Here is a 22,610-nt window from a genome sequence, read left to right as displayed (position 1 = left end):
ATTCGCCAGCGGTGTGTGTCGGTGGTCTGTGATTGCATGGGTTTCATGACAGCTGCGCCCACCGACATCGTGACCGCGACCAGCGGTGATGTGGTGTGCGCGGCGCGGCGGCGGGGCAAGTCGAAAAAGCCGAACTTCTCCTATGAGGGGCCGGTGTCGGTGATCCGCCTTGAACTCGACGTTTCCGACGACCGGATGCGTCGTCGGGTGGAGCGGCAGTGGGAGGCGGTGTTTCGGCTACGTCGCGCGTTGCAACGCGACGCCCAAGCGCGGTGCGGGGCGTACTGGGCGGCTCATCATGAACGCACGGCGGATCCGAAGGCGCTGCGCGCGCGCTTGGGATTGTCCCGCAAAGGTATCGAAGCCGCAGCCAAGGCCCATATCGAGGCCAGCGGGTGGATGCGTGATCACCTGACCAAAGCCATCGGCCTACATATCGCCGATGAGGTGTGGCAGACGATTGACCGGCATCTGTTCGCCGACTCGTCGGGGCGCCGGCAGGGCACGCCGCGTATCGGGTCGTGGTGGGATTTCACCCGCATTCCCGGCCGGGCCCGGTCGCACACGAAGGCGACGCCGACGTGGGAAACCTATCGCCTGGTCGGCAGCCTGGACGGACATCTTGGCGCCTACCGGCACCCGCTGTTGCCGACCGAGATCACCACTGGCAGTGCGGCGGCCGCCCGGCCGGTGGGAACCTCGATTCTGGCCCAACCCGCACGCCTTTGCGCACCGACGCGACCGGGCGGCGGCAGTTGGTGGGATCACGACGGTGTGTTGGCGGTGGTGTTCACCGGCCTGCCGAGCGGAGATCTCGTCTGGGCTGTCCGGCTGGCGCAGGGCGCGGGGCAGTGGGCGCACCTGGCTCATTTTCTGGCTGACTCTAGGGCGTGGCACAAGATTGATGTGGTGCGGGTGCGTGACCGCAAAGCCCCCGGCGGGTGGCGGTACTACGCTCATCTTTTGGTGCATCAGGCCGGCTATCAGTCTCCAGCCACCCGTGCTCGCCGCGAACAGATTCCGGCCGGTCGCCGCGCCGGGGTGGACGCGAACGTGTCCAACGTATCGGTCGCCTCGTTTCCTGATGATCAGCCCGCAAAGCTGATCATCGATCAGATTGAGTGCACCGCAGCCCAGCACCGGTCCGCCGCTCGTGTTGCCAAGCGGGCCCGAGCGCGGCAAAAGGCGCTGGATCGGTCGCGGCGCAACACCAACGCGTCACAGTACGGCCCGTCGGTGCGCCAACAGAAAAGAGCGCTGCGGCGCGCTGCGGCCGCGCTTGCGCCCCGGCGGATCACCAACCCGGGTGGAGCGCGGCATGCTCGCTGCGACAGGGCACCGTTGCGCGCCTACCGCCGCGACAACCTCTCGCGCCGGTATCAGCGCACCCGCTGTGATCACGCCACCGAATCACGCGCCGCCAGCCAGGCCAAGCGGTTCCGCGCGGCCGATGTGGCCGCGCGGATCGTATCGACCCACGGCAACAACATCACTGTCGAGGACACCAACATCAGCACCTGGGCGCGGTTGTGGGGCAAAAGGATCGCGTTGTTCAGCCCCGGCATGCTCGTGGCGTCCCTCGCCGCAGAATGCGCGGCCACCAAAGGACAGTTCTTTCGTGCCGGCACGCGCAGCACCGCAATGAGCCAGCACTGCCTGTGCGGACAACGCGTCGCGAAAACGCTGGCGCAGCGCACCCACCACTGCCCACACTGCGGGCTGCACGGCGATCGTGACACTGTATCCGCTGCGTTGGCGTCCTGCGTCGAGTTCGCCAACCCCAACGATCCGCGCACCGCGCGGGTCGATTACCGACTTGCCCACGTCCTGCGCGATGGGCTGGCCTCCCCGCAAGAGTGGGAGGGTTCAGTCAACCGGCACCAGCCACCAACACCACCTGACGGTGTGGGATCGGCCAGGACCGGCAGCCGCCACCCGGTGGCCTCTGCTGAACAAGCGACACTCGGCCCACCCCCGAACAGGCCACGCCAGCAGCGTGGACGTCGCGGGACCAGCCGAAAACAACCAGCACCCAAGCTGATTGGCGCCGCATGACCCCTTACGGGTCATCTCTTAGACCCGGCAGCTGAGCTCCATGCTGTCGCTGTCGCGAGCCAGGAAGTTGACGCTGACATACCCGTTCGACGGCTCACGGACCCGGTCCAGATACGGCTGGGTGTCGGCCATCGAGGTGTTGTCCGCGACCACCAGCGCGCCGGCGGTGAGCCGCGGCTCCAGGAGCTCGAGGACGGGAAGGTAGAGCTCCTTCCAGCCGTCGAGAAGGACGAAACCGATCTCGCCGGTCACCGATTTCAGCGTCTGCAACGCGTCGCCTTCGAGCACGGTGATGACGTCGTCCAGCCCGGTCTCGGCGAACGTCTGCTTGGCCGCCGCGATCTTGGTGGCACTGAGCTCGGTGGTGTACACCCGGCCAGTTCCGTTGTCGCGCACCGCCGATGCCAAGTGCAGGGCCGAGAGCCCGAAGGACATCCCGAACTCGACCACGACCGCCGGCTTGGTGGCCCGAACCAGCGAGTACAGCAATCGGCCGGCTTCGCGCGTCACCGGCATGTAGATGTCGCTGAGTGCGTCCGCACGCTCCTGCGCGCTTGCCTTGGACAGATCGGCGAACCGGCGCGATCCGTCCTCTCGCAATTTCGCGAACTGCTCGGCGGATGCGGTGTACATCTGGTCCAGGGTCCGTGCGACCCTGTCATCGTTAAGGGTAGTCATGCTAATAAAACTACGCGGAGAGGCTGAGAATGCGTCGGCTACAAACCCTGTGTGCGGTGATTGCGCTCGTCGTCGCAACCCTGCTGGCCCCGACGGCTTCCGCGGGCGGTTACCGCTCCATCACCCTGACCTTCGTACGTCACGCCCAGTCGGCGGGTAATGCCTCGGGACTCATCGACAGCTCCACGCCCGGTCCGTCGCTCACGGATCTGGGCCGCACCCAAGCCGCGGCCAGCGCGCAGCGGCTGGCCCCGCACCATTACGACGGCATATTCGCCTCAACCATGATCCGGACTCAGCAGACCGCGCAGCCCATGGCCGACACCCTCCACGAGCCGATCACGGTGCTGCCCGGGCTCCACGAGGTCGAAGCCGGCATCTACGAGGGCCAGCCCGAGGCAAGCGCGGTCCAGACGTACTTCGCGGCCCCAGAGCGGTGGCTGCGCGGGGACCGCAATGCCCGGATACCTGGTTCGATCGACGGCAACGAATTCGACGGCCGGTTCGACGAGGCAGTCCAGCAGATTTACGACAGCGGGGACGACAATCCCGTCGCGTACTCGCACGGTGCCGCGATCATGTTGTGGGTCCAGATGAACGTCATCAATCCCAATCCCCAACTGCTGATGCAACACCCGCTCGACAACACAGGGTACGTCGTCATCGAGGGCAACCCGACCGATGGCTGGACCCTGACCGATTGGGACGGTGCCGGAAGCTGAGGGCCGATGTGATCCGCCGGCCATAGACTGCCCATATGCGGCGCCGGTCACGTCTGGCTCGAACCACGCCCGGGCGCGGATACTGTGTGCCAAGGCAAGCGCAGATGGGAGCGGGGCTATGAGGTTTCTGCCATGAGATTTCGATTGTTGCCATACGTGACCGTCGAGGTCGACGACCGAGTTCGGGTGCGGGCCCGCAGGGCCGGTGAGCGGCTCCGGGTGAACCTCAGGGCTTACCTGCGCAGTGCCGCCGACGAGGTCGAGACCGCCAGTGGCCGGGTCCGCGACCTCTGCGACACCGCGGTGAACCGCGTCGACCTGGCGGTCGCCAGCGTCAACGACAAGATCGCCCCCGCCCCGCCGACCGATCCCGCAGGCTCCCCCGACGAGCCGCCGAAGCGGCATCTGCAGGTGGTCTGACCCCGAGCAGCGGGGGAGGCGTCAGCGCTCTACGGTTGGGGGCACTGGCCTTCTCCCCTCCCGGGGTGGCCGACACACTGGCCCGAAAGGGGTTGACGAGGCTTGCTCGGCAACAGTCTTGCGGTGCTGTTTGCCCTCTGCGCGGCGATTTTCGCGGCTGTCGGCATCGTGGTGCGGCAGCGCGCCACGATGGACGTCCCGCCCGAGAAGGGGGTCAGCGCCGTCATGCTGCGCACGCTGTTGCGCCGCAGGCTGTGGTGGGCGGGAACGGCGTCCGCCGTGGCCGGATACGTATTCCAGGCGCTGGCGCTGGGTTTCGGCTCACTGCTGCTGGTTCAGCCGGTGCTGGTGTCGGCGTTGTTGTTCGCGCTGCCGCTCAGCGCCCGGCTGGCCCACCGCCGGGTCAGCCGGGCCGAATGGCTGTGGGCCCTGCTGCTGACCGGGGCACTCACGGTGTTCGTGGCACTGGCCAGGGCCAGCACCGGAACCTATGGGGTGTCCGTGGCGACCACGGTCATCGTCGCGGTGGTGTGCACGGCAGCGGTCGGTCTGTGCGTCCTGGCCGCCACACGTAGCACCAACTGGCGGCGCGCGGTGTTGCTGGCACTCGCGGTGGGCGTGATGTTCGGCGTGGTCGCGGTGCTGACCAAGATCGTGATGCACACGATCGCCGTGGACGGCATGCTCGCCGTGCTCACCACCCCGGCCCTGTACCTGGTGGTGGCTCTCGGGGTGATCGCCACGCTGTTGCAGCAGTCGGCATTTCACGCCGGGTCGTTGCAGACCTCGGTGCCGACCATGTTGGTGCTGGAGCCCGTGGTGGCCGTGGTGCTCGGCTCGGTTGTCCTGGGCGAGCACCTGGCGATCACCGGGTGGCAGCCGTTGGCACTGTCTGTGGCGGTCGGCGCGATGGCCGCCGCCACCATCGCTCTGGGCCGTGACGAGGGTGCCTACGAGGAGAAGCTCGAGGCTGAACTGGAAAGCAAGCCCGTCAGGGGTTGATGGTGTTCTCGCCGATCTGGCGGCCCCACACATATTCGGTCACGAGCGGCTGGCCCAGTTCGAAATGGTTGTAGGGCGCGATCGAGGCGCCGGTGTCCAGCACCAGGTACGGGGCGGGCCACAGGTCCCTGGTGATCGGCTGCCAGCAGCCTGGCCGCCCCTCGGGGCCGCCCTTGGCGTTCACCCGCGGCAGATTGTCCGGATACACCCACGGGTTGGGTGCACCGACCAGGAAGTCCTGCAGCTCGAACCCGTAGCCGTTGCGGGTCTGCTGGGCGAACTTCGGTGCGGCCTCGGCGTAGTTGTGGATCATGCAATACAGGGCGGGGCTGTTGCGGTCCAGCATCTTGCTGACCGGCAGCAGATCCTGGTTGCCGCGGACCAGGTATGGCCCGCCGCGTTCGAAGATGTCGCCGCCGGTGTTGCCGAAACCGACGGCTGCCACCAGGGCCTGGTCGAGGTTGCCGCGCTGCTCGTTGAGGGTGCGGGCGGTGGTGACGGCGTTGCTCAGGCTGTCGAACAGGTCGGGGGCCGCGTCGGCGTAGACCTCGCCGAGGTCGGCCAGACCGGAGATGTCGCGGCGGATCTGGGGCATCCGCGGGTTCAGATCCGACAGGATGTCGTTGCCGTTGACGATCGACTGACCGAACTTGTCCCCCAGGCCGTCGAGGGCTTGCGCGGTGGCGGTCAGGGTTTCGTTGAGCTTGATCGGGTCGATCTGCTCGGAGATCGCGGTGATGGTCTCGAACAGGGTGTTGAACTCCGTCGTCACGCCCTTGGCGTGAATCGGGACGGACGGGTCGACCCGCGCCGCCGAGGGATCGTCCGGAGCGACGAACGAGATGTACTTGTTGCCGAACACCGTGGTGGCCTTGAGTTCGGCGGTCACGTTCTCCGGGATCAGCTTCAGGTACTGCGGCTTGACGTCCAGGCTCAGCTTGGCCTGCTGCTCACCGTCGACCTGCGCCACATCCACCGCGGTGAGCCGTCCGATGGGCACCCCGTTGAAGGTGACTTTCGAACCCGGGTCCATCGACAGACCGGACCGGTTGGCCAGCACGGTGAGCTGTGTCTTCTCCTCGAACACGCCGCGGAACTGCATCCACGTCAACGCCAGGACTGCCACCACGACGATGACCATCGCCGCGTTGGCAGTCTTGTACGGCGGGTCGTACCGCCAATGCTTGAACCGCTGTTCCAAGCGGTCCCGCAGTGTCGCGGTGGATGAGGCCACGCGCAAACCTCCGAATTATTGACGCAGCCAGCAACTAAAGGTCTGCAAACTGTCCCAAACAATTAGAGATAAGTGCAACTACCGGAGACCCGGTGCGGCGAATATCAAATCCGCCGTACCAGGAGACCCCCGTCACAGCGTAGGTGCTGATCAGGTATTTCGGCCGCCATTCACGCCGACGATCTGGCCGGTGATGTAACCGGCCTCTTCCGAAACAAGAAACGAACACGTGGCGGCAATGTCTTCGGGCTTACCCATTCGACGTACCGGGGTGGCGTTGATCGTGTCGCGAATGTCGCCGAGTTCGCCCCGAGATTCGGCGGCACGCAGCATCGGGGTGTCGATAAAACCCGGGGGCACGGCGTTGACGGTGATCCCGGCCGGACCGAACTCCAGCGCCAGCGACTTGGTCAGGCCGTTGACACCGGACTTGGCAGCCACGTAGTCGCACATGTACGGCACGCCGGAGTGAGTGCTCGACGAGGAGATGTTGACGATGCGGCCCCAGCCGGCCTCGATCATGTCCGGCAGTGCGGCCTGCACGACGTGGAAGACACCGTGGAGGTTGACGTCGATGACCTTCTGCCACCGTTCGAAGGTGAGTTCGGTGAACGGCGTGAAATCGCTGAGACCGGCCGAGTTCACCAGGATCGTGACGGCGCCCAACTGCTCGCGGACCGCCTTGAAGACGGCGTCGACCTGGGATCGGTCGGTGACGTCGGCTGCGTAGGAATACTCGTCGCCGGTCGCGGTCAGGTCGAGGGTGGCGACCCGATAACCGTCTGCGGCAAGGCGATCGGCGATCGCCTTGCCGATTCCAGATGCACCTCCGGTAACCAGCGCGGTCTTCTGCTGTGCGGGGGTCATGAGTCTTCCTTTCGATAAATTTGTTGCATGGCAAGCGATTTCGTCAGCGTCTGATCCGCAGGCCGAGGGTGCGGCGGGCGGCCTCGGCGAGGTGGTGGTGGAGCTCGTCGTCGGTGAGGCCGGCCGAGGCGATACCCGCCCCTCCGGCGATGCCCGAGAACACCATTGCGGCCTTGACCGTGCCTGCCGGTCCGGGGTCGACGTCGGCCAGCAGGGCCATCTGGCGGTCGATGACGGTGTCCCACTCGGGTCGTGTACGCAGCGCCTCGTTCACACTCGGGTCGCACCCCAGTACCGAGACCAGGGCGCGGTTGCGCACGGCCAGATCGACGTAGCCACGCACCATGTGGTCGGCCCGGCTGTGCACGCCGCGCAGGTTCTCGGCTTCCTCGACGACCCGCTGCATCTGCTGCAGCACCGGGTCCAGGACGGCGGTCAGCAGCTGTTCACGGGTGCGGAAATGGTAGTAGATGGCGGCCTTGGTGAAGCCCAGTTCGTCGGCGATCATCTGCAGTGATGTCCCGGCGAAGCCGTGGCGGGTGAACAGCTGCACCGCCGCCTCGACGAGGCGTTCCCGGGTGGTGTCCATCGGTGCTTCCCCTTATGTGCGCTGCGGCTGAGTGTCCTTTACGATCGTAAAGGGGATTACTAGCCGATCGTAAAGTTGGGGTACCGCATGCTGACGCCGCTGCCAGCCGAAGAGTGGGACGACCAGGCCCGCGAGGCGCTGGCCTCCACGGTGCCGCCCGAGCGCCGTCGCCCGGACATGGTGGGAAATGCGTTGTCGACCCTGGTGCGTCACCCGGTGCTGGCCGGCGCCTTCCTGCCGTTCAACACCTACCTGCAAAAAGAATCCACGCTGCCCGAGCGGCTCCGTGAACTCGTGATCCTGCGCACCGCGTTCCACCACGACTGTGCGTACGAGTGGGGACACCACAGCGCGATGGCCCTGCAGGTCGGGCTTACCGAAGCAGACATCGAGGCGACCCGAAGTGGCACAGCGGCAAACGAATTCGACCAGGCCGTGCTCGATGCGGTGGACGAGTTACACACCGGCTCGCGAGTCTGCCCCCACACCTGGGAGCGCCTGGGCCAGCAGCTGGACGACCGGCAGCGCATGGACCTGATGTTCACCTTCGGTGGCTACAGCACGCTGGCATTTGCCTTGAACACCTTCGGCGTCCAACTCGAAGACGGCGCGGGCACCGACGAGTTCTACGCCTCGATGGAGAGTTAAACCGCCTTGCGCACGCGGGCAGCGGCTGCGTCCGGCATCGGCTCGTATCGGGCGAACGCACGGGTGAACGCCCCGGCACCATGCGAGAGCGACCGCAGGTCGATCGCGTAGCGGGTGAGCTCGACCTCCGGTATCTCAGCCTTGATCAGCGTCCGGTCCTCATCGGCCTTGTCGGTGCCCAGGACGCGGCCACGCCGGCCGGCCAGATCGCCCATCACCGCGCCCACCAGATCGTCGGGCACCACCACGGTCACGTCGTCGATGGGCTCGAGCAGGCTGACGCCGGCCGCCGCAGCGGCTTCCCGCAGCGCGAGTCCGCCGGCCATCTGGAAGGCGAAGTCCGACGAGTCGACGCTGTGGGCCTTCCCGTCGACCAGTGTCACCCGGATGTCGACGACGGGGTAGCCGCCGTCCCCGTGATCACTGCCCATGCCTTTCTCCATCTGGGCCCGCACACCCTTTTCGACGCTCGGAATGAACTGGCGCGGCACGGCCCCGCCGACAACCTTGTCCACGAACTCGAATCCGCTGCCCTCCGGCAGCGGCTCGACCTCGATGTCGCAGACCGCATACTGGCCGTGGCCACCGGACTGCTTGACGTGCCTGCCATGTCCTTTTGCCTTGCCGCCGAGCGTTTCTCGCAGCGGTACCCGCAGCTCGACGGTGTCCACCGACACGCCGTAGCGCCGGGACAGCGCGTCGAGCACCACCCCGGCGTGCGCCTCACCCATGCACCACAGCACGATCTGGTGGGTCTCCGGATTCTGCTCGATGCGCAAGGTGGGATCCTCGGCGGCCAGCCGCTGCAACCCGACCGAGAGCTTGTCCTCGTCGGTCTTCGCACGGGGCTGCACCGCGATCGGCAGCAGCGGGTCGGGCATCTCCCACGGGCGCAGCACCAGCGGGTCGGCCTTGTCGCTCAGGGTGTCACCGGTCTCGGCCCGGCTGAGCCGGCCGATCGCGCAGATGTCCCCGGCCACCACCGAGGGCGCCGGGCGCTGCTGCTTGCCCAGCGGGAAGGACAGGGTGCCGATGCGCTCGTCTTCATCATGGTCGGCGTGGCCGTGGGAGCCCTCCGGGGCCACCGAGTCGGTGAAGGCAGAAAAATGGCCCGACACATGCACGGTGGCGTCGGGCCTGATGGTGCCGGAGAACACCCGGACCAGGCTGACCCTGCCGACATAAGGGTCCGACGTCGTCTTCACCACCTCGGCCAGCAGCGGCCCGTCCGCATCGCAGGCCATCGGCTTGCGGGCCGCGCCACTGGCGGCGAACACCTCGGGCAGCCGATGCTCGGGCGGTGACGGGAAGCCGCGGGTGGCGATCTCGAGTAACTCCAGCGTGCCCACCCCGGACCCGCTGCACACCGGGATCACCGGGAAGAACGAACCACGGGCCACGGCCTTCTCCAGATCGGCGATCAACACCGATTCGTCGATCTCCTCGCCGCCGAGGTAACGCTCCATGAGCGTCTCGTCCTCGGATTCCTCGATGATCCCCTCGATCAGGGAACCGCGTAGCTCGGCGATCTGATCGTCATAGGAGCCGTCCGGTGACCGGGTGGTCCGGGTGCCGTCGCCGTAGTCGTAGTGGGTTCGGGTGAGTAGCCCGATCACGCCCTCGCCGGCCGGGAAGTACAACGGGGCCACCTTGTCGCCGAAGGCCTGCTGGGCACCGGCCAATGTGTTGGCGTAGTCGGCCCTGGCGTGGTCGAGCTTGGTGATGACGACCGCGCGCGGCATGCCCACCGCCGCGCACTCCTGCCAGAGCGCCTTCGTGGGCTCATCGATGTCCTCGTTGGCGGCGATGACGAACAGTGCGCAATCGGCGGCGCGTAACCCCGCGCGCAGTTCGCCGACGAAATCGGCGTACCCGGGGGTGTCGATCAGATTGACCTTGATCCCGTTGTGCTGCAACGGCGCCAGCGCCAGCCCGACCGAACGCTGCTGATTGATCTCGGCGTCGTCGAAATCGCAGACCGTCGACCCGTCGACCACCGAACCTGCGCGGGTCAGCACTCCCGCGGCGACCAGCAGCGCCTCCACCAGGGTGGTCTTGCCGGCACCCGACGGGCCGACGAGCACCACGTTGCGAATGGCGGCGGGACTGTCCGCGGTGGGAACAGCCCCGTTGCCTGTCGAGTGAGTCTTGTCCGCCATGGCATGCCTCCTGGTGTCCCCGGGGCGCCCCGATGCGGCCCGCCGGACCTGGCCTCCACCATTCCCCGATGTGATCTGGAGCACAAGGGTCGAGGTGGTCTGCGGGGCCCGGCCGGCGAGGCTGGGAGCTGCTCACGCCTGCCAGGACGACCAGCGCGTGACGCCGATGGAGATCACCGGCCCGTCCAACGCAATGCGCTCGTACTGGCGATATTTCGCCCGCAGCAGTGCGTATCCGGTGGCCATCTCCTCACCGCTGTAATGCGTTGCCGCCTGCCCGTCGGCCCGGACCCACCACAGGTGGGCCCATTCGTCGGTGTAGTGGTCGACGAGAAGGCTCACCCGGGAATCGCCTTCGATGTTGGCCAGCCGGCGCAGTTTGTGTGTGGTCTTGCGCTTGGCGTCCACGGCGCTGTAGATGGTGGCGGGAGTGTCGGGATCGGCAGGAATGTGCACCGCGAATACCACCGGCACCAGATGCGGTGCGCCGTCGGCGCCCAGCGTGGCGAGTACGGCGCAGGGCGCATTTGCGAACTGGGCGATGGCCTCAAGCCCGGACATGGCCCCAGGGTAGGCGCATTCGGGTGCCGCCTGGTACGTCAGCCGACATCAGGCGATGTCAACGCCGTCACGATAGGGTGCCGGTGCGCGCTCGGAGACCATCGGAGGACTTGGCACATGATCGCATCCCGGATCGCGACGGTATCCGCCCTCGCCGCCTCGACGCTCGTCGCGCTGGGTCTGGCGGCGTGCGCCCCGCCGCAGAAGGACACCGCGGGCGGCAAGACCGATACCGGGGTCAAGGTCGCCGAGGCCAGATCGGCCCAGGATTTCGGCGGGATGGACAAGCTCGTCGAAGCGGCCAAGGCCGAAGGTGCACTCAATGTGATTGCGTTGCCCCCGGATTGGGCAAACTACGGCGCCATCATCAAGGCCTTCTCGGACAAGTACGACATCTTGGTGAACTCGGCACAGCCCGACGGGTCCAGCCAGGAAGAGATCAACGCGGCCAACCAGCAGAAGGGCAAGAGCACCGCACCCGACGTGTTCGACCTGGGACAGTCGGTGGCGCTGGCGAATACGTCGATGTTCGCGCCCTACAAGGTGGCCACCTTCGACGACATCCCGGAGAAGCTCAAGGACCCCGACGGCACCTGGGTCAACGACTACGGCGGTTTCATGTCCATCGGGTTCGACTCGACCAAGGTTCCACCGATCACCTCCGTCGAAGACCTGCTCAAACCCGAGTACCACGGCAAGGTCGCGCTCAACGGTGACCCGACCCAGGCCGGTGCCGCCTTCGCCGGTGTGTTGATGGCGGCCGTGGCCCAGGGCGGATCGGCTGACGACATCGCGCCCGGCGTCGCGTTCTTCGCCAAGCTCAACGAGGCCGGCAACTTCTTGCCGCTGGACCCGACCCCGGCCACCATCGAATCGGGACAGACCCCGGTGGTGATCGACTGGAACTACCTCAACGGCACCGAGAGTCAGAAAGTCCCCGGCTGGCAGGTGATCGTTCCGCATGAGGCCCTGGTGGCCGGTTACTACTACCAGGCCATCAACAAGGATGCCCCGCATCCGGCGGCCGCCCGGCTGTGGCAGGAATTCCTGTTCAGCGACGAAGGGCAGAACCTGTACGCCAAGGGTGGGGTCCGCCCGGTGCGCGCCGACAAGATGATCCTGGCCGGCACCGCCGACCGCGCGGCATTCGGTCAGCTGCCGCCCATCGACGGTCCGGTGACGGTCGCGACCCAGGCCCAAACCGACACGGCCAACAAGTATCTGGCCGACAACTGGGCCAAGGCGATCGGCTGAGGTCCGCTATGCCGGCTAGCACAAGGCGTGTCCGGGATGCCCTGCCATTGCTGCCGTTCGTGGCGGTGGTGACGGTGTTCCTGATCGTGCCGACCGTCACGGTGATCGTCATGGCGTTCTTCGCCGACGGATCCTTCTCCCTTGACCGCATCGCCGCGCTGTTCTCCGGCACCGCGTTGACCGCACTGGCGAAAAGTATCGCGTTGTCGGCGAGTACCGCACTGATCGGGGCGGTTCTGGGCGCCGTACTGGCCTGGTTGATCGTCAGCAGCCCGCCGGCGTCGATGTTGCGGCGCGCGGTGCTGGCGCTGTGCAGCGTACTTGCCCAATTCGGCGGGGTGGCACTGGCTTTCGCATTCCTGGCCACCATCGGGCTCAACGGCGTATTGACGTTGTGGGTCAGGGAAAACCTCGGCTGGGACCTGGCCGGTTCCGGCTGGCTCTATGGTCTGGCCGGGCTGATCGTGGTCTACAGCTATTTTCAGATCCCGCTGATGGTGATCGTGTTCCTGCCGGCGCTGGAGGGGCTGCGCGAACAGTGGCTCGAGGCCGCGGTGAGCCTCGGCGCGTCACGGTGGCAGTGTCTGCGGGAAGTGGCCGTCCCGTTGTTGAGCCCGGCTTTCCTCGGCTCGGCACTGCTGTTGTTCGCCAACGCTTTCGCCGCATATGCCACCGCGGCCGCTCTGGTCAGCCAGGGCAGCCCGATCGTGCCGCTGTTGATCCGGGCCGCCCTCACCAGCGAGGTGGTGCTGGGCCAGTCCGGGTTCGCCTACGCGCTGGCGTTGGAGATGATCGTGGTGGTGGCCGCGGTCATGATCGCCTACAACGCGCTGGTCCGACGGACGGCGAGGTGGCTCAAGTGAATCGGGCGGTCCGCACCGCACTGTGGGTGCTGTTCGGCCTGTTCTTCTTGTTTCCCCTCTACGCGATGGCGGATTTCTCCACCCGCAACCTCATCGCCGGCGGGCGCACCGCTGCCGCATGGCGCAACCTCGTGGCCGACGAGGAGCTCTATCACGCGATCCTGATCTCCTTGCTGCTCGCGGTGTTCACCGTCGTCGTCATGCTCATCCTGTTGGTGCCGACGATGATCTGGGTACGCCTGCGGGCCCGGTGGGCCGGGCGGTTCGTCGAGTTTCTCTGCCTGCTGCCACTGACCATTCCGGCCCTGGTGGTCGTGGTGGGCCTGCGCAACGTCTACCTGTGGGTGACCTACCTTCTCGGCGAGTCCGCGCTCACCCTGACCTTCGTGTACGTGGTGCTGGTGTTGCCTTTCGCCTACCGGGCCATCGATTCCGCACTGGCCGCCATCGACCTGCAGACGTTGGCGGAGGCGGCCCGCTCGCTGGGCGCCGGTTGGGTATCGACGATCGGCCGGGTTATCGTGCCCAACATCTGGTCGGGAATCCTGTCGGCGGCGTTCATCTCGATCGCGGTGGTGCTCGGTGAATACACCGTGGCCTCGCTGAGCGGGTTCGAGACCCTGCCGGTTCAGATCGTGGCGATCGGCAAGGTCGACGGGCCGACATCGGTGGCCGCCTCGCTGGCCACGCTGCTGCTCGGATTCGTGTTGTTGTTGATTTTGGCGGCCGTCACCCGTGGCCGTCGCAGAAGGTCAGGAGTCCAGCAGTGAGCGTCGGCGCCGGTGTGCGGGTTGAACTTCGCGACCTCACCCGCACTTATGGCAACGTCAACGCGCTCGACGGCCTGAGCCTGTCCATCGAGCCGGGGGAGTTGGTGGCCCTGCTCGGCCCATCGGGTTGCGGCAAGACCACCGCACTGCGGATCCTGGCCGGGCTTGAGGAGGCCACCGCCGGGACCGTGCTGGTCGGCGGGCGGGACATCAGCGCGGTGCCGGCCAACAAACGAGACATGGGCATGGTGTTCCAGGCCTACAGCCTGTTCCCGCACCTGACCGTGCTGGACAACGTCGCCTTCGGTCTGAAGATGCGCGGAAAATCCAAGCGGGACAGGCTGTTCCAAGCGGCGGACATGCTCGATCTGGTGGGCCTGGCGGCGCACCGCGGCAAGTACGCCAGCGAGCTGTCAGGCGGTGAGCAGCAGCGGGTGGCGCTCGCCCGGGCACTGGCAATCGAGCCGAGGGTGCTGTTGCTCGACGAGCCGCTGTCGGCACTCGACGCCAAGGTGCGCTCCCAGTTGCGCGACGAGATCCGCCGGGTGCAGCTGGAGGTCGGAATCACGGCACTGTTCGTCACCCACGACCAGGAGGAGGCGCTGGCCGTTGCGGATCGGGTCGGGGTCATGAGCCATGGCAAACTCGAGCAGCTCGCTACGCCTGCCGAGCTCTATGCCCGGCCGTCGACTCCATTCGTGGCCGAGTTCGTGGGTCTGCACAACAAGGTGCGCGCCCGGGTATCCCGTGGCCGGGCCAGATTGCTGGGCGCCGAGTTGCCTACGCTGCCCGGCTCGATCACCTCGGGGACCGGTATCGCGATGCTGCGCCCGGAAACGATCCGGGTACGTGCCGATCCGGACGGGCCGGCGGTGGTGGAGTCGGTGGCCTTCCTGGGACCGACGTCCCACGTGTACCTGAGCCTGCCGGATGGCTCCCTGATCCACGCGCAGCTGCCCAGCTCGCGGGCGCGTGCGTTCGGTCCCGGCGTGGTGGTGAGCCTGGCGCTGGAGCGGGCGCCGGTGCTGGTGGTCTAGCTAGACGTCTTTGACCGGTTCGATGCCGAGGTCGCGGTAGGTGACCAGCGCGGCGAACGGCACCCCGCGCTTGGCGAACCGTCCGGTCGCGATGTCGCCGCGGTCCACCATCGGGATGACGCCGGTGACCACGGCCCCGACGGAGGTGACGCGCTCATAGGCGATCTCGGTCGAGCCGCCCGTGCTGATCACGTCGTCGACGAGCAGCACGCGGGTGCCGGGTTCGAGCCGGGTGCCCTCGATCCACTGCTCGCGGCCGCGGGACTTCTGTTCCTTGCGCACCGAGAACCAGGCCTTGCCGGTCACCATGGCCACGCCGTGCGCCAACGGGTCAGCGCCCATGGTCAGGCCGCCGACGGCGTCGAACTCGATGCCGCTCGCCGCGGCCAGATCGGCGACCGCCCGGCTGACGATCGCCATCCGTTCGCCGGTGTCGATGGCGAACTTGCCGTCGATGTAGTCGTGGCTCAACTGCCCGGAGGCCAGCCGGAAAGGTTCCTCGCGGTGTTCGTACCCGCGCGTGCGGATCAGGTCGAAGGCGGCTTGCCAGGTTTCCGGGCGCTCAGGCATACCCGCGATCGTATTGCACGGGATCGGCGCGGTCTCAGGCCTGCCTGGCGCGCTGGGCCAACTCGACTGTGGCCGCCCGCAACTCGCCGTACGAGCTGATCGGCGTGGCATAGCCGACCCGGGTGTAGGCCACTCCACGCTCGGTGGTGACCCGCAGATCCAGGCCGTAGCGGTCGGCGCCGGTGCACACCGCCGAGGTCGTGTCGGGATAGCCGCCGAGGATGCGGGCCATATCGGCCAGCGAACCGGCGTGGTCGGCGTTGAGATGTTCGATCGCCCCCGTGGCGTGCGGTGCCACCGGATCGGGTTCTGCCTCGGCGTAGGCCTCGCCGGTGGCCGAGTCCATTCGGCCGTAGCCGCCGACCCAGCGCACGCGCTGCACCCGCAGCACCCACAGGGAGAAGTCACTGAAGTCGATGTAATAGCGGGCAGCGGCCACCGCGTCCAGGTGGGCCTGCCGTGCGGCGTCCAGCTCGGCACCTGCGGGCCGCTCCGCTATCCCGGCCAGCGTGATGCGGCTGCTCGCCAGCGGGTCGGATCCGGCGTCGGGAGCGACGATCGAGATGCTGGCCCGAGGGTCGCCGGCCAGATTGCGGCCGTGCTCGGCCATGTTCGACACACACAGCACCGGCGCCCCGGCCAGCAGGCCGTAAGTGATGAAGGACGCCCACGGCTCGCCGTCGGTGGTGAGCGTGGCCAGCGTGCCCGCGTTCGTCGACGCGGCGATGGTGCGGGCTTCCTCGGCCGCAGACGGGCGTGCCCCCTCGATTACCTCCGTCAGCGGGGGAGGAACCGAAGGGGCATCACCGGGGTCACCATGATCGCGAGTCACGCAGCGACCCTACCGTCCGGACGTTGGGCGATTCAGCCGCCGAGAGCGGCGATCAGGTCCTTGATCTGAGCGGTTTCGGACTCGGTCGCGGGCTCCTCGGCCTCGACGGCCTCGATGAGGTCTTTGCGCAGGCCGACGCCGTTCGCGGCTTCCTGGGTGGACAGCTTGGCGCGGCCGCGGGCCACGTAGAGGCGCTGACCGAGCGTGGCGGCCGGCCCTTCGGCCGCCGCTGTCATCAGCTCGTCGTAGCGGTGCCGTACGCCGCTCAGCGCGACGATGACCGACGGCGTGACGCGGCTGCGGCCCGCCGCCTCCGACAGCGATGTCTGCAGCTTGCGCAGACCGCTGAGAACGACCGCGACACGGTCGGCGTACTCAGGGTCGCCGGCGGGCGGTAGCGCGTCGATCGCTGCGATGTACATGTGCATCGCCGCATCAGACAGACCAACGATTACTGGTGCTTCACCGTCATTTGGTGCGGACTCACCCACAGGCCATCCCTCGTCGAGTGTTCGTGATCGCCGGCCCATGGCCGACGAGGAGATCAAATGCGGGAAAAACGTAACCCGTCGCCGTCTCTTATTCAACCGTTAGTTTTTCCGCAAACACACCCGGCCGGGCGAATCACGTTGCTGCAGGATCATTTCGGGGTGCCAAGGCCATTGGCGGTTCGTAGCGGGTGTCGGAGGGCCTGCGAGTGGGTACGTTGGAAACCTGTATGGACAACGCTGCGGACAATCAATCACTGGTCGAGCATCCGACCGCGGAGGACTTCGGCCACGCCAGAACCCTGCCGACCGAGCGTGACTGGTTCAAGCGCGCGGTGTTCTACGAGGTTCTGGTGCGTGCGTTCTACGACTCCAATGCCGACGGCGTCGGCGATCTGCGGGGCCTGACCCAACAGCTCGACTACCTGAAATGGCTGGGCGTGGACTGCCTGTGGCTGCCGCCCTTCTACGATTCGCCACTGCGTGACGGTGGCTACGACATCCGGGACTTCTACAAGGTGCTGCCGGAGTTCGGCACCGTGGAAGACTTCGTGACGCTGCTCGACGGGGCGCATCGCAGGGGTATTCGCGTCATCACCGATCTCGTGATGAACCACACCTCCGATTCGCACGCGTGGTTCCAGGAGTCGCGGCACAACCCGGACGGGCCATACGGCGACTTCTACGTCTGGAGTGACAGCAGCGACCGCTACGCCGACGCGCGCATCATCTTCGTCGACACCGAGGAGTCGAACTGGACGTTCGATCCGGTGCGCCGCCAGTTCTATTGGCACCGGTTCTTCTCGCACCAGCCCGATCTGAACTACGACAATCCCGCCGTGCAGGAAGCGATGATCGATGTCCTGCGGTTCTGGCTGGACCTGGGTATCGACGGTTTCCGGTTGGACGCGGTGCCCTATCTGTTCGAGCGTGAGGGCACCAACTGCGAGAACCTGCCCGAGACCCACGCCTTTCTCAAACGCTGCCGCAAGGTGGTCGACGACGAATACCCCGGGCGGGTTCTGCTGGCCGAGGCCAACCAGTGGCCCGCCGATGTCGTGGAGTACTTCGGTGATCCGGCCACCGGCGGCGACGAATGCCACATGGCTTTCCACTTCCCCCTGATGCCACGCATTTTCATGGCGGTGCGCCGGGAGTCGCGGTTCCCGATCTCGGAGATCCTGGCGCAGACGCCGGCCATCCCGGAGATGGCGCACTGGGCGATCTTCCTGCGCAACCACGACGAGCTGACGCTGGAGATGGTCACCGACGACGAGCGTGACTACATGTACGCCGAGTACGCCAAGGACCCGCGGATGAAGGCCAATGTCGGTATCCGCCGTCGGCTGGCTCCGTTGCTGGAAAACGACCGCAACCAAATCGAGCTGTTCACCGCGCTGCTGTTGTCACTGCCCGGATCCCCGATGCTCTATTACGGTGACGAGATCGGTATGGGCGACATCATCTGGCTCGGCGACCGCGACAGCGTGCGCACCCCCATGCAGTGGACCCCGGACCGCAACACCGGATTCTCCACGGCCAACCCGGGCCGGCTGTACCTGCCGCCGAACCAGGACGCGGTGTACGGATACCAGTCGGTGAATGTCGAGGCCCAGCGCGACAGTTCGACCTCGTTGCTGAACTGGACCCGCAACATGTTGGCGGTGCGCGGCCGCCATGAGGCGTTCGCCGTCGGGACGTTCCGTGAGCTCGGCGGTTCCAACCCGTCGGTGCTGGCCTATGTCCGCCAGATCGACGAGGAAGCCGGCGTCGAGGCCGACGCCATACTGTGCGTCAACAACCTCTCCCGCTTCCCGCAGCCCATCGAGCTGAATTTGCAGGAGTGGAACGGTTATACGCCCATCGAAATGTCCGGCTACGTGGAATTCCCCAGCATCGGCCAGTTGCCGTACCTGCTGACCCTTCCGGGGCACGGGTTCTACTGGTTCCAGCTCCGCAAGCCCGAGCAAGACCCTGGAGTGCAGCAATGAGTGTCGAATTCGGTGACTGGCTCGGCCAACAACGGTGGTACGCCGGACGTGGCCGTGAATTGGTCTCCGCAACACCGGGTTTGGTGGCCTCGCTCAGTGACGATCTGGACCTCACGTTGCTGAAGGTGTCCTATGCCGACGGGAGCGCAGAGCGATACCAGGTGCTGGTGAAGTGGGATGCCGAGCCGATCGACGAGTACAGCGCAGTGGCCACCATCGGTAGTGGCGACGGGCGGACCGCCTACGACGCGCTCTATGACCAGGACGCCGCGCGGTACCTGCTGCAGATGATCGACCGATCTGCCGAAGTGGACGGGCTCAGGTGCGGCAAGGAGCCCGGTGCTGTCCTGCCACTGGACGCGGCGCCGCGAGTTTCGGGGGCCGAGCAGAGCAACACCAGTGTGGTGTTCGGGCAGGAAGCCGTACTCAAGGTGTTCCGCCGGATCACCCCCGGTGTCAATCCTGACATCGAACTCAACCGGGTGCTGGTCAGGGCGGGCAATCCGCACGTCGCTGCGCTGCTCGGCTCGATGGAGATCGACTGGGACGGTGAGACTTTCGCGCTCGGCATGGTGACCGAGTTCGCCGCCAACTCTGCTGAGGGCTGGGACATGGCCACCGCCAGCACCCGGGATCTGTTCGCCGAAGGTGACCTCTATGCCGACGAGGTGGGCGGTGACTTCGCCGCCGAGTCCTACCGGCTGGGCGAGGCGGTGGCCTCGGTGCATGCCTGTCTGGCCGAGCAACTCGGCACCGAGTCGGTGCCGTTCCCGGCCGAGCTCATGTCCGCCCGTCTGGCCACCGCCGCCGAGGCCGTACCCGAACTGCGTCAACATGTTTCATTGATCGAGGAGCGCTACCGTAAGCTGGCCGAGGAGCCGGTGAACGTGCAGCGGGTCCATGGCGATCTACATCTGGGCCAGGTGCTGCGAACCCCGGAGCGATGGCTGCTGATCGACTTCGAAGGGGAGCCCGGCCAGCCGCTGGAGCTGCGCCGCAGCCCGGATTCTCCGATGCGCGACGTCGCGGGCATGGTGCGGTCATTCGAGTACGCGGCGTATGCGCGGCTGGTGGACCTGGCAGGAGACGATGACCGGGCCAGGCAACTGGCCGCCAGGGCCAGGGAATGGGCCGACCGCAACAGCACGGCGTTCTGCGACGGCTACGCCGCGGTGGCCGGTGTCGATCCGCGCGAGCATGCCGCCTTGCTGGCCGCCTATGAGCTGGACAAGGCGGTCTACGAGGCGGCCTATGAGGCTCGGTACCGGCCGAGCTGGCTACCTGTCCCGCTGGCTTCGGTGGCGCGCCTGATCGGCTGATACCTTCTTTAGCATGCCTAATCAGCCCACGCGCCGATCGGCGTCCGGTGGGCTGCTGATCGCAGTGCTCGCCGCCGCGGGCATCAGCGTCTCGCTCATGCAGACCCTGATCATTCCGCTCATTCCGCAGCTGCCTGCGCTGCTCGACACCAGCGCGGCCAACGCGTCCTGGGCGATCACCGCGACCCTGCTGACCGGCGCCGTCGCCACGCCGATGCTGGGTCGGCTCGGTGACATGTACGACCCCAAACGGATCCTGGTGCTGTGCGCCGCGCTGCTGTTCACCGGCTCGCTGATCGCCGCGACGACCACCTCGCTGATCCCGCTGGTGATCGGGCGAGGTCTGCAGGGCTTCGGTGCTCCGGTAATCCCACTGGGCATCAGCGTGCTGCGCACCGCCCTGCCCGCCGAGCGGGTGGCCTCGGCGATGGGGCTGATGAGTGCCTCGCTGGGCGTCGGCGGCGCGCTGGGGCTGCCGCTGTCGGCGGTGATCGCCGAACACTTCAACTGGCACGCCCTGTTCTGGTGCTCGGCCTTCCTCGGCCTGGCTTCCGGCATTCTTTTCGTCCTGCTGGTCCCGGACCTGGAACCCGTCTCGTCCGATCACCGCTTCGATCCGATCGGTGCCCTCACACTGGGGATCGGGCTGGTGATGCTGTTGCTGCCGATCTCCAAAGGCGGGATGTGGGGCTGGAGCAGTGTCACCACGCTGGGGCTGTTCGCCGGCGCGGCGGTGACCTTCGGGGTGTTCACCTGGTGGCAGTACCGGGTACCCGCACCGATCGTGGACATGCGGACCACGCTGAAACGTCCGGTGCTCCTGACGAACCTGGCGTCCATCGCGGTGGGCTTCGGCATGTTCGCGTTGTCGCTCGTCGGCCCGCAACTGCTGGAGATGCCCCGGGAAACGGGATTCGGCTTGGGCCAGAGCATGATCGCCACCGGCCTGTGGATGGCGCCCGGCGGGCTGGCGATGATGGCCGCCGCACCGGTGGCCGCCCGCGTGGTGGCCGCGCGCGGACCGAAGGTCGTGCTGGTGATCGGCAGCGTGATCATCGCCGCGGGCTACCTGGCCGGCACCGTGTTGCTCGGTACCCCGGCCGGGGTGATGGTGCTCGGCCTGATCGTCAGTTTCGGCGTCGGGTTCGCCTTCGCGGCCCTCCCGGCCCTGATCAACGCCGCAGTGCCGGTGTCGGAAACCGCGTCCGCCAACAGCATCAACTCACTGGCCCGCTCGCTGGGTACCTCGACGTCGAGTGCGGTGATGACCGCGGTGCTGGCTCAGATGACCATCACCGTGGCCGGGCACGCCTTGCCGTCGTTGGGTGGGTTCCGTGCCGGGTTGTTGATCGCGGCCGCCGCGGCCGCCGGTGCCGCCCTCCTCGCGATGGCGATACCGAGAGGGCCCCGGCCGGATGAACCAGCCGAGGCCCCTTCAGAACTCGTGTCAGAGCGTGGCGATCTCGTAGCTGTCGAGCTGGCCGACCAGCGTCCGTAGCTGGTCAGAAGACGAGCCCAGGGTGTGCTCGATCGCGGTCAGCCGGGCGGCGTAGTGCCCGATGGGGTACTCCGCGGTGACACCGATACCACCGTGCAGTTGGATCGACTCCTGCGCGATGTGCCGGCCCGAACGCCCGATCTGCAGCTTGGCGCGGGCCGCGATCACCGGGTCCAGTTCCCCGTCGGCGATGGACATTGCGGCGTAGTTGCCCATGCTGCGCGCCAGCTCCAGCGACATGTACATGTCGGCGGCCCGCTGGGTCAGGGTTTGGAACTTGCTCAGCGTCACCCCGAACTGCTTGCGCTGCTTGAGGTAGTCGGTGGTCAGGCGCAGCGATTCGTCCATCGCGCCGACCGCCTCGGCACACAGGCCCGCCGAGATCCGAACCAGCGCGTCGGTGATCGCGGCACTGGCGTCGACGGCCTCACCCAGCGGTTCGGCGGGGGCCGCGTCCAGGGTGACCTGGGCGCCGCGCTGGCCGTCGAAGGTGCGGTAGCCCTGGCGGCTCACGTTGGCGGCGTCGACCAGGAAAAGTCCGGTGCCGCCGTCGGGCAGGGCCGCGCTCACGATCAACGTGTCGGCGATGTCGCCGGCCAGCACCGGGTTCTTGGTACCGCTCAGGGTCCATCCGTCGCCGCTGCGCTTCGCGGTGGTGGTCACACCAGCCGATCCACGGGCACTCGGCTCAGCGTGGGCGAAGGCCAGAATCCGTTCGCCGGAGGCGACTTCGTCGAGAAGCGCGCGCTGGGCGTCGGTGCCGGCCTCGGCGATGATCGCGCCCGGGCCGATCGCACCGTGCAGCACCGGCTCGGGGGCCAGCCGGCGCCCGAGCTCGTTCAGCACCACCATGATCTCGATCTGGCCACCGGAATCCTCGTCGAACCCGAGGCCCAGCACGCCCACCTCGGCGAGCTGCCCCCAGATCTGGCGGTCGAATCCGGGCTCGGCCTCCACCACCTTGTTGCGCTTTTCGGTGTCATAGCCTGACAGCAGGTCACGGGTGGTGTCGGCCAGCAGGGTCTGTTCGTCAGTCAGCTGAAAGTCCATGGC

At 67.0% G+C, this 22,610-nt stretch carries 22 protein-coding genes; 12 read left to right on the top strand and 10 right to left on the bottom strand.

The features are described 5' to 3' along the window. The first annotated feature begins 45 nt into the window (after positions 1-45). On the top strand, positions 46-2,055 hold the full coding sequence (locus tag E0T84_RS17010) for a transposase (protein WP_138745016.1): 2,010 nt from the start codon (positions 46-48) through the stop codon (positions 2,053-2,055). A gap of 18 nt (positions 2,056-2,073) precedes the next feature. Here the strand turns inward: E0T84_RS17010 and E0T84_RS17005 are convergent, their stop codons facing one another. Next, entirely contained in the window at positions 2,074-2,733 is a 660-nt protein-coding gene (locus E0T84_RS17005) for an O-methyltransferase (RefSeq protein ID WP_138745015.1), read from the bottom strand. 29 nt (positions 2,734-2,762) lie between these two features. Between E0T84_RS17005 and E0T84_RS17000 the strand changes: the two genes are divergently transcribed. The 3 genes from E0T84_RS17000 (at position 2,763) to E0T84_RS16990 (ending at position 4,877) form a co-directional block, all read left to right on the top strand. Continuing rightward, on the top strand, positions 2,763-3,455 hold the full coding sequence (locus E0T84_RS17000; RefSeq protein ID WP_138745014.1) for a histidine phosphatase family protein: 693 nt from the start codon (positions 2,763-2,765) through the stop codon (positions 3,453-3,455). A gap of 132 nt (positions 3,456-3,587) precedes the next feature. Beyond that, positions 3,588-3,875 (top strand): hypothetical protein, encoded by a 288-nt coding sequence (locus E0T84_RS16995; RefSeq protein ID WP_070945821.1) that lies wholly within the window; start codon positions 3,588-3,590, stop codon positions 3,873-3,875. A gap of 102 nt (positions 3,876-3,977) precedes the next feature. Beyond that, positions 3,978-4,877: a DMT family transporter gene (locus tag E0T84_RS16990; protein WP_070186604.1), complete on the top strand. Its 900-nt coding sequence runs from the start codon at positions 3,978-3,980 to the stop codon at positions 4,875-4,877. Here E0T84_RS16990 and E0T84_RS16985 read toward each other — a convergent pair. From E0T84_RS16985 to E0T84_RS16975, 3 genes are all read right to left on the bottom strand, one after another. Then, on the bottom strand, positions 4,867-6,018 hold the full coding sequence (locus tag E0T84_RS16985) for an MCE family protein (protein WP_083284197.1): 1,152 nt from the start codon (positions 6,016-6,018) through the stop codon (positions 4,867-4,869). The two genes, E0T84_RS16990 and E0T84_RS16985, sit on opposite strands and share 11 nt — an antisense overlap. Before the next feature lie 243 nt (positions 6,019-6,261). Further along, complete coding sequence (locus tag E0T84_RS16980; protein ID WP_070186605.1) at positions 6,262-6,978, bottom strand: SDR family NAD(P)-dependent oxidoreductase; 717 nt, start codon at positions 6,976-6,978, stop codon at positions 6,262-6,264. Between the two features lie 43 nt (positions 6,979-7,021). Beyond that, positions 7,022-7,567 carry a TetR/AcrR family transcriptional regulator gene (locus E0T84_RS16975; protein WP_138745013.1) on the bottom strand — a complete coding sequence of 182 codons (546 nt, stop codon included), beginning with the start codon at positions 7,565-7,567 and terminating at the stop codon, positions 7,022-7,024. Between the two features lie 87 nt (positions 7,568-7,654). On the opposite strand from E0T84_RS16975, the gene E0T84_RS16970 reads away from it, so the two are divergent. Beyond that, positions 7,655-8,215, top strand: coding sequence for a carboxymuconolactone decarboxylase family protein (locus tag E0T84_RS16970; protein WP_070186607.1), 561 nt, complete (start codon positions 7,655-7,657; stop codon positions 8,213-8,215). Here the strand turns inward: E0T84_RS16970 and E0T84_RS16965 are convergent. Beyond that, positions 8,212-10,374, bottom strand: coding sequence for an elongation factor G-like protein EF-G2 (locus E0T84_RS16965; protein WP_070186608.1), 2,163 nt, complete (start codon positions 10,372-10,374; stop codon positions 8,212-8,214). The genes E0T84_RS16970 and E0T84_RS16965 overlap by 4 nt on opposite strands. 132 nt (positions 10,375-10,506) lie before the next feature. Continuing rightward, positions 10,507-10,935 carry a TIGR03668 family PPOX class F420-dependent oxidoreductase gene (locus tag E0T84_RS16960; RefSeq protein WP_070186609.1) on the bottom strand — a complete coding sequence of 143 codons (429 nt, stop codon included), beginning with the start codon at positions 10,933-10,935 and terminating at the stop codon, positions 10,507-10,509. 117 nt (positions 10,936-11,052) lie between these two features. Between E0T84_RS16960 and E0T84_RS16955 the strand changes: the two genes are divergently transcribed. From E0T84_RS16955 to E0T84_RS16940, 4 genes are read left to right on the top strand one after another with little or no spacing between them, the layout of a single operon-like run. Continuing rightward, positions 11,053-12,189: an ABC transporter substrate-binding protein gene (locus E0T84_RS16955; RefSeq protein WP_070186610.1), complete on the top strand. Its 1,137-nt coding sequence runs from the start codon at positions 11,053-11,055 to the stop codon at positions 12,187-12,189. 8 nt (positions 12,190-12,197) lie between these two features. Further along, positions 12,198-13,052 (top strand): ABC transporter permease subunit, encoded by an 855-nt coding sequence (locus tag E0T84_RS16950; protein ID WP_070186611.1) that lies wholly within the window; start codon positions 12,198-12,200, stop codon positions 13,050-13,052. Further along, on the top strand, positions 13,049-13,822 hold the full coding sequence (locus E0T84_RS16945) for an ABC transporter permease (protein ID WP_070186612.1): 774 nt from the start codon (positions 13,049-13,051) through the stop codon (positions 13,820-13,822). Before E0T84_RS16950 ends, E0T84_RS16945 begins: the two co-directional genes overlap by 4 nt. Beyond that, complete coding sequence (locus tag E0T84_RS16940; protein ID WP_070186613.1) at positions 13,819-14,859, top strand: ABC transporter ATP-binding protein; 1,041 nt, start codon at positions 13,819-13,821, stop codon at positions 14,857-14,859. Before E0T84_RS16945 ends, E0T84_RS16940 begins: the two co-directional genes overlap by 4 nt. Here E0T84_RS16940 and E0T84_RS16935 read toward each other — a convergent pair whose 3' ends face one another. From E0T84_RS16935 to E0T84_RS16925, 3 genes are read right to left on the bottom strand one after another with little or no spacing between them, the layout of a single operon-like run. Next, on the bottom strand, positions 14,860-15,429 hold the full coding sequence (locus E0T84_RS16935) for an orotate phosphoribosyltransferase (protein ID WP_003885421.1): 570 nt from the start codon (positions 15,427-15,429) through the stop codon (positions 14,860-14,862). A 34-nt stretch (positions 15,430-15,463) separates the two neighbouring features. Beyond that, a complete protein-coding gene (locus tag E0T84_RS16930; RefSeq protein ID WP_070186614.1) occupies positions 15,464-16,261 on the bottom strand; it encodes a HugZ family protein in 798 nt (265 codons plus the stop codon). Between the two features lie 32 nt (positions 16,262-16,293). Beyond that, entirely contained in the window at positions 16,294-16,683 is a 390-nt protein-coding gene (locus E0T84_RS16925) for a hypothetical protein (protein WP_070186641.1), read from the bottom strand. Between the two features lie 296 nt (positions 16,684-16,979). Between E0T84_RS16925 and treS the strand changes: the two genes are divergently transcribed. Genes treS through E0T84_RS16910 form a run of 3 tightly spaced genes read left to right on the top strand, consistent with a single transcriptional unit; the run spans position 16,980 to position 21,557 of the window. Continuing rightward, the gene (treS, locus tag E0T84_RS16920; RefSeq protein ID WP_070945831.1) at positions 16,980-18,740 is read left to right on the top strand and encodes a maltose alpha-D-glucosyltransferase; all 1,761 of its coding nucleotides are present in this window, start codon (positions 16,980-16,982) and stop codon (positions 18,738-18,740) included. Beyond that, entirely contained in the window at positions 18,737-20,059 is a 1,323-nt protein-coding gene (locus E0T84_RS16915) for a phosphotransferase (protein ID WP_075910395.1), read from the top strand. The genes treS and E0T84_RS16915 overlap by 4 nt, the downstream gene beginning before the upstream one ends. Before the next feature lie 13 nt (positions 20,060-20,072). Further along, complete coding sequence (locus E0T84_RS16910) at positions 20,073-21,557, top strand: MFS transporter (RefSeq protein WP_138745012.1); 1,485 nt, start codon at positions 20,073-20,075, stop codon at positions 21,555-21,557. Here E0T84_RS16910 and E0T84_RS16905 read toward each other — a convergent pair. Continuing rightward, positions 21,507-22,607, bottom strand: a complete 1,101-nt coding sequence (locus tag E0T84_RS16905; protein ID WP_070186618.1) for an acyl-CoA dehydrogenase family protein — start codon at positions 22,605-22,607, stop codon at positions 21,507-21,509. The genes E0T84_RS16910 and E0T84_RS16905 overlap by 51 nt on opposite strands. Positions 22,608-22,610 lie beyond the last annotated feature (3 nt).

Source organism: Mycobacterium sp. DBP42, from assembly GCF_005924235.1.
Lineage (GTDB): Bacteria > Actinomycetota > Actinomycetes > Mycobacteriales > Mycobacteriaceae > Mycobacterium > Mycobacterium syngnathidarum.
The sequence above is the reverse complement of the archived record's forward strand: the minus strand, read 5'-3'. Positions and strand labels throughout refer to the sequence as shown.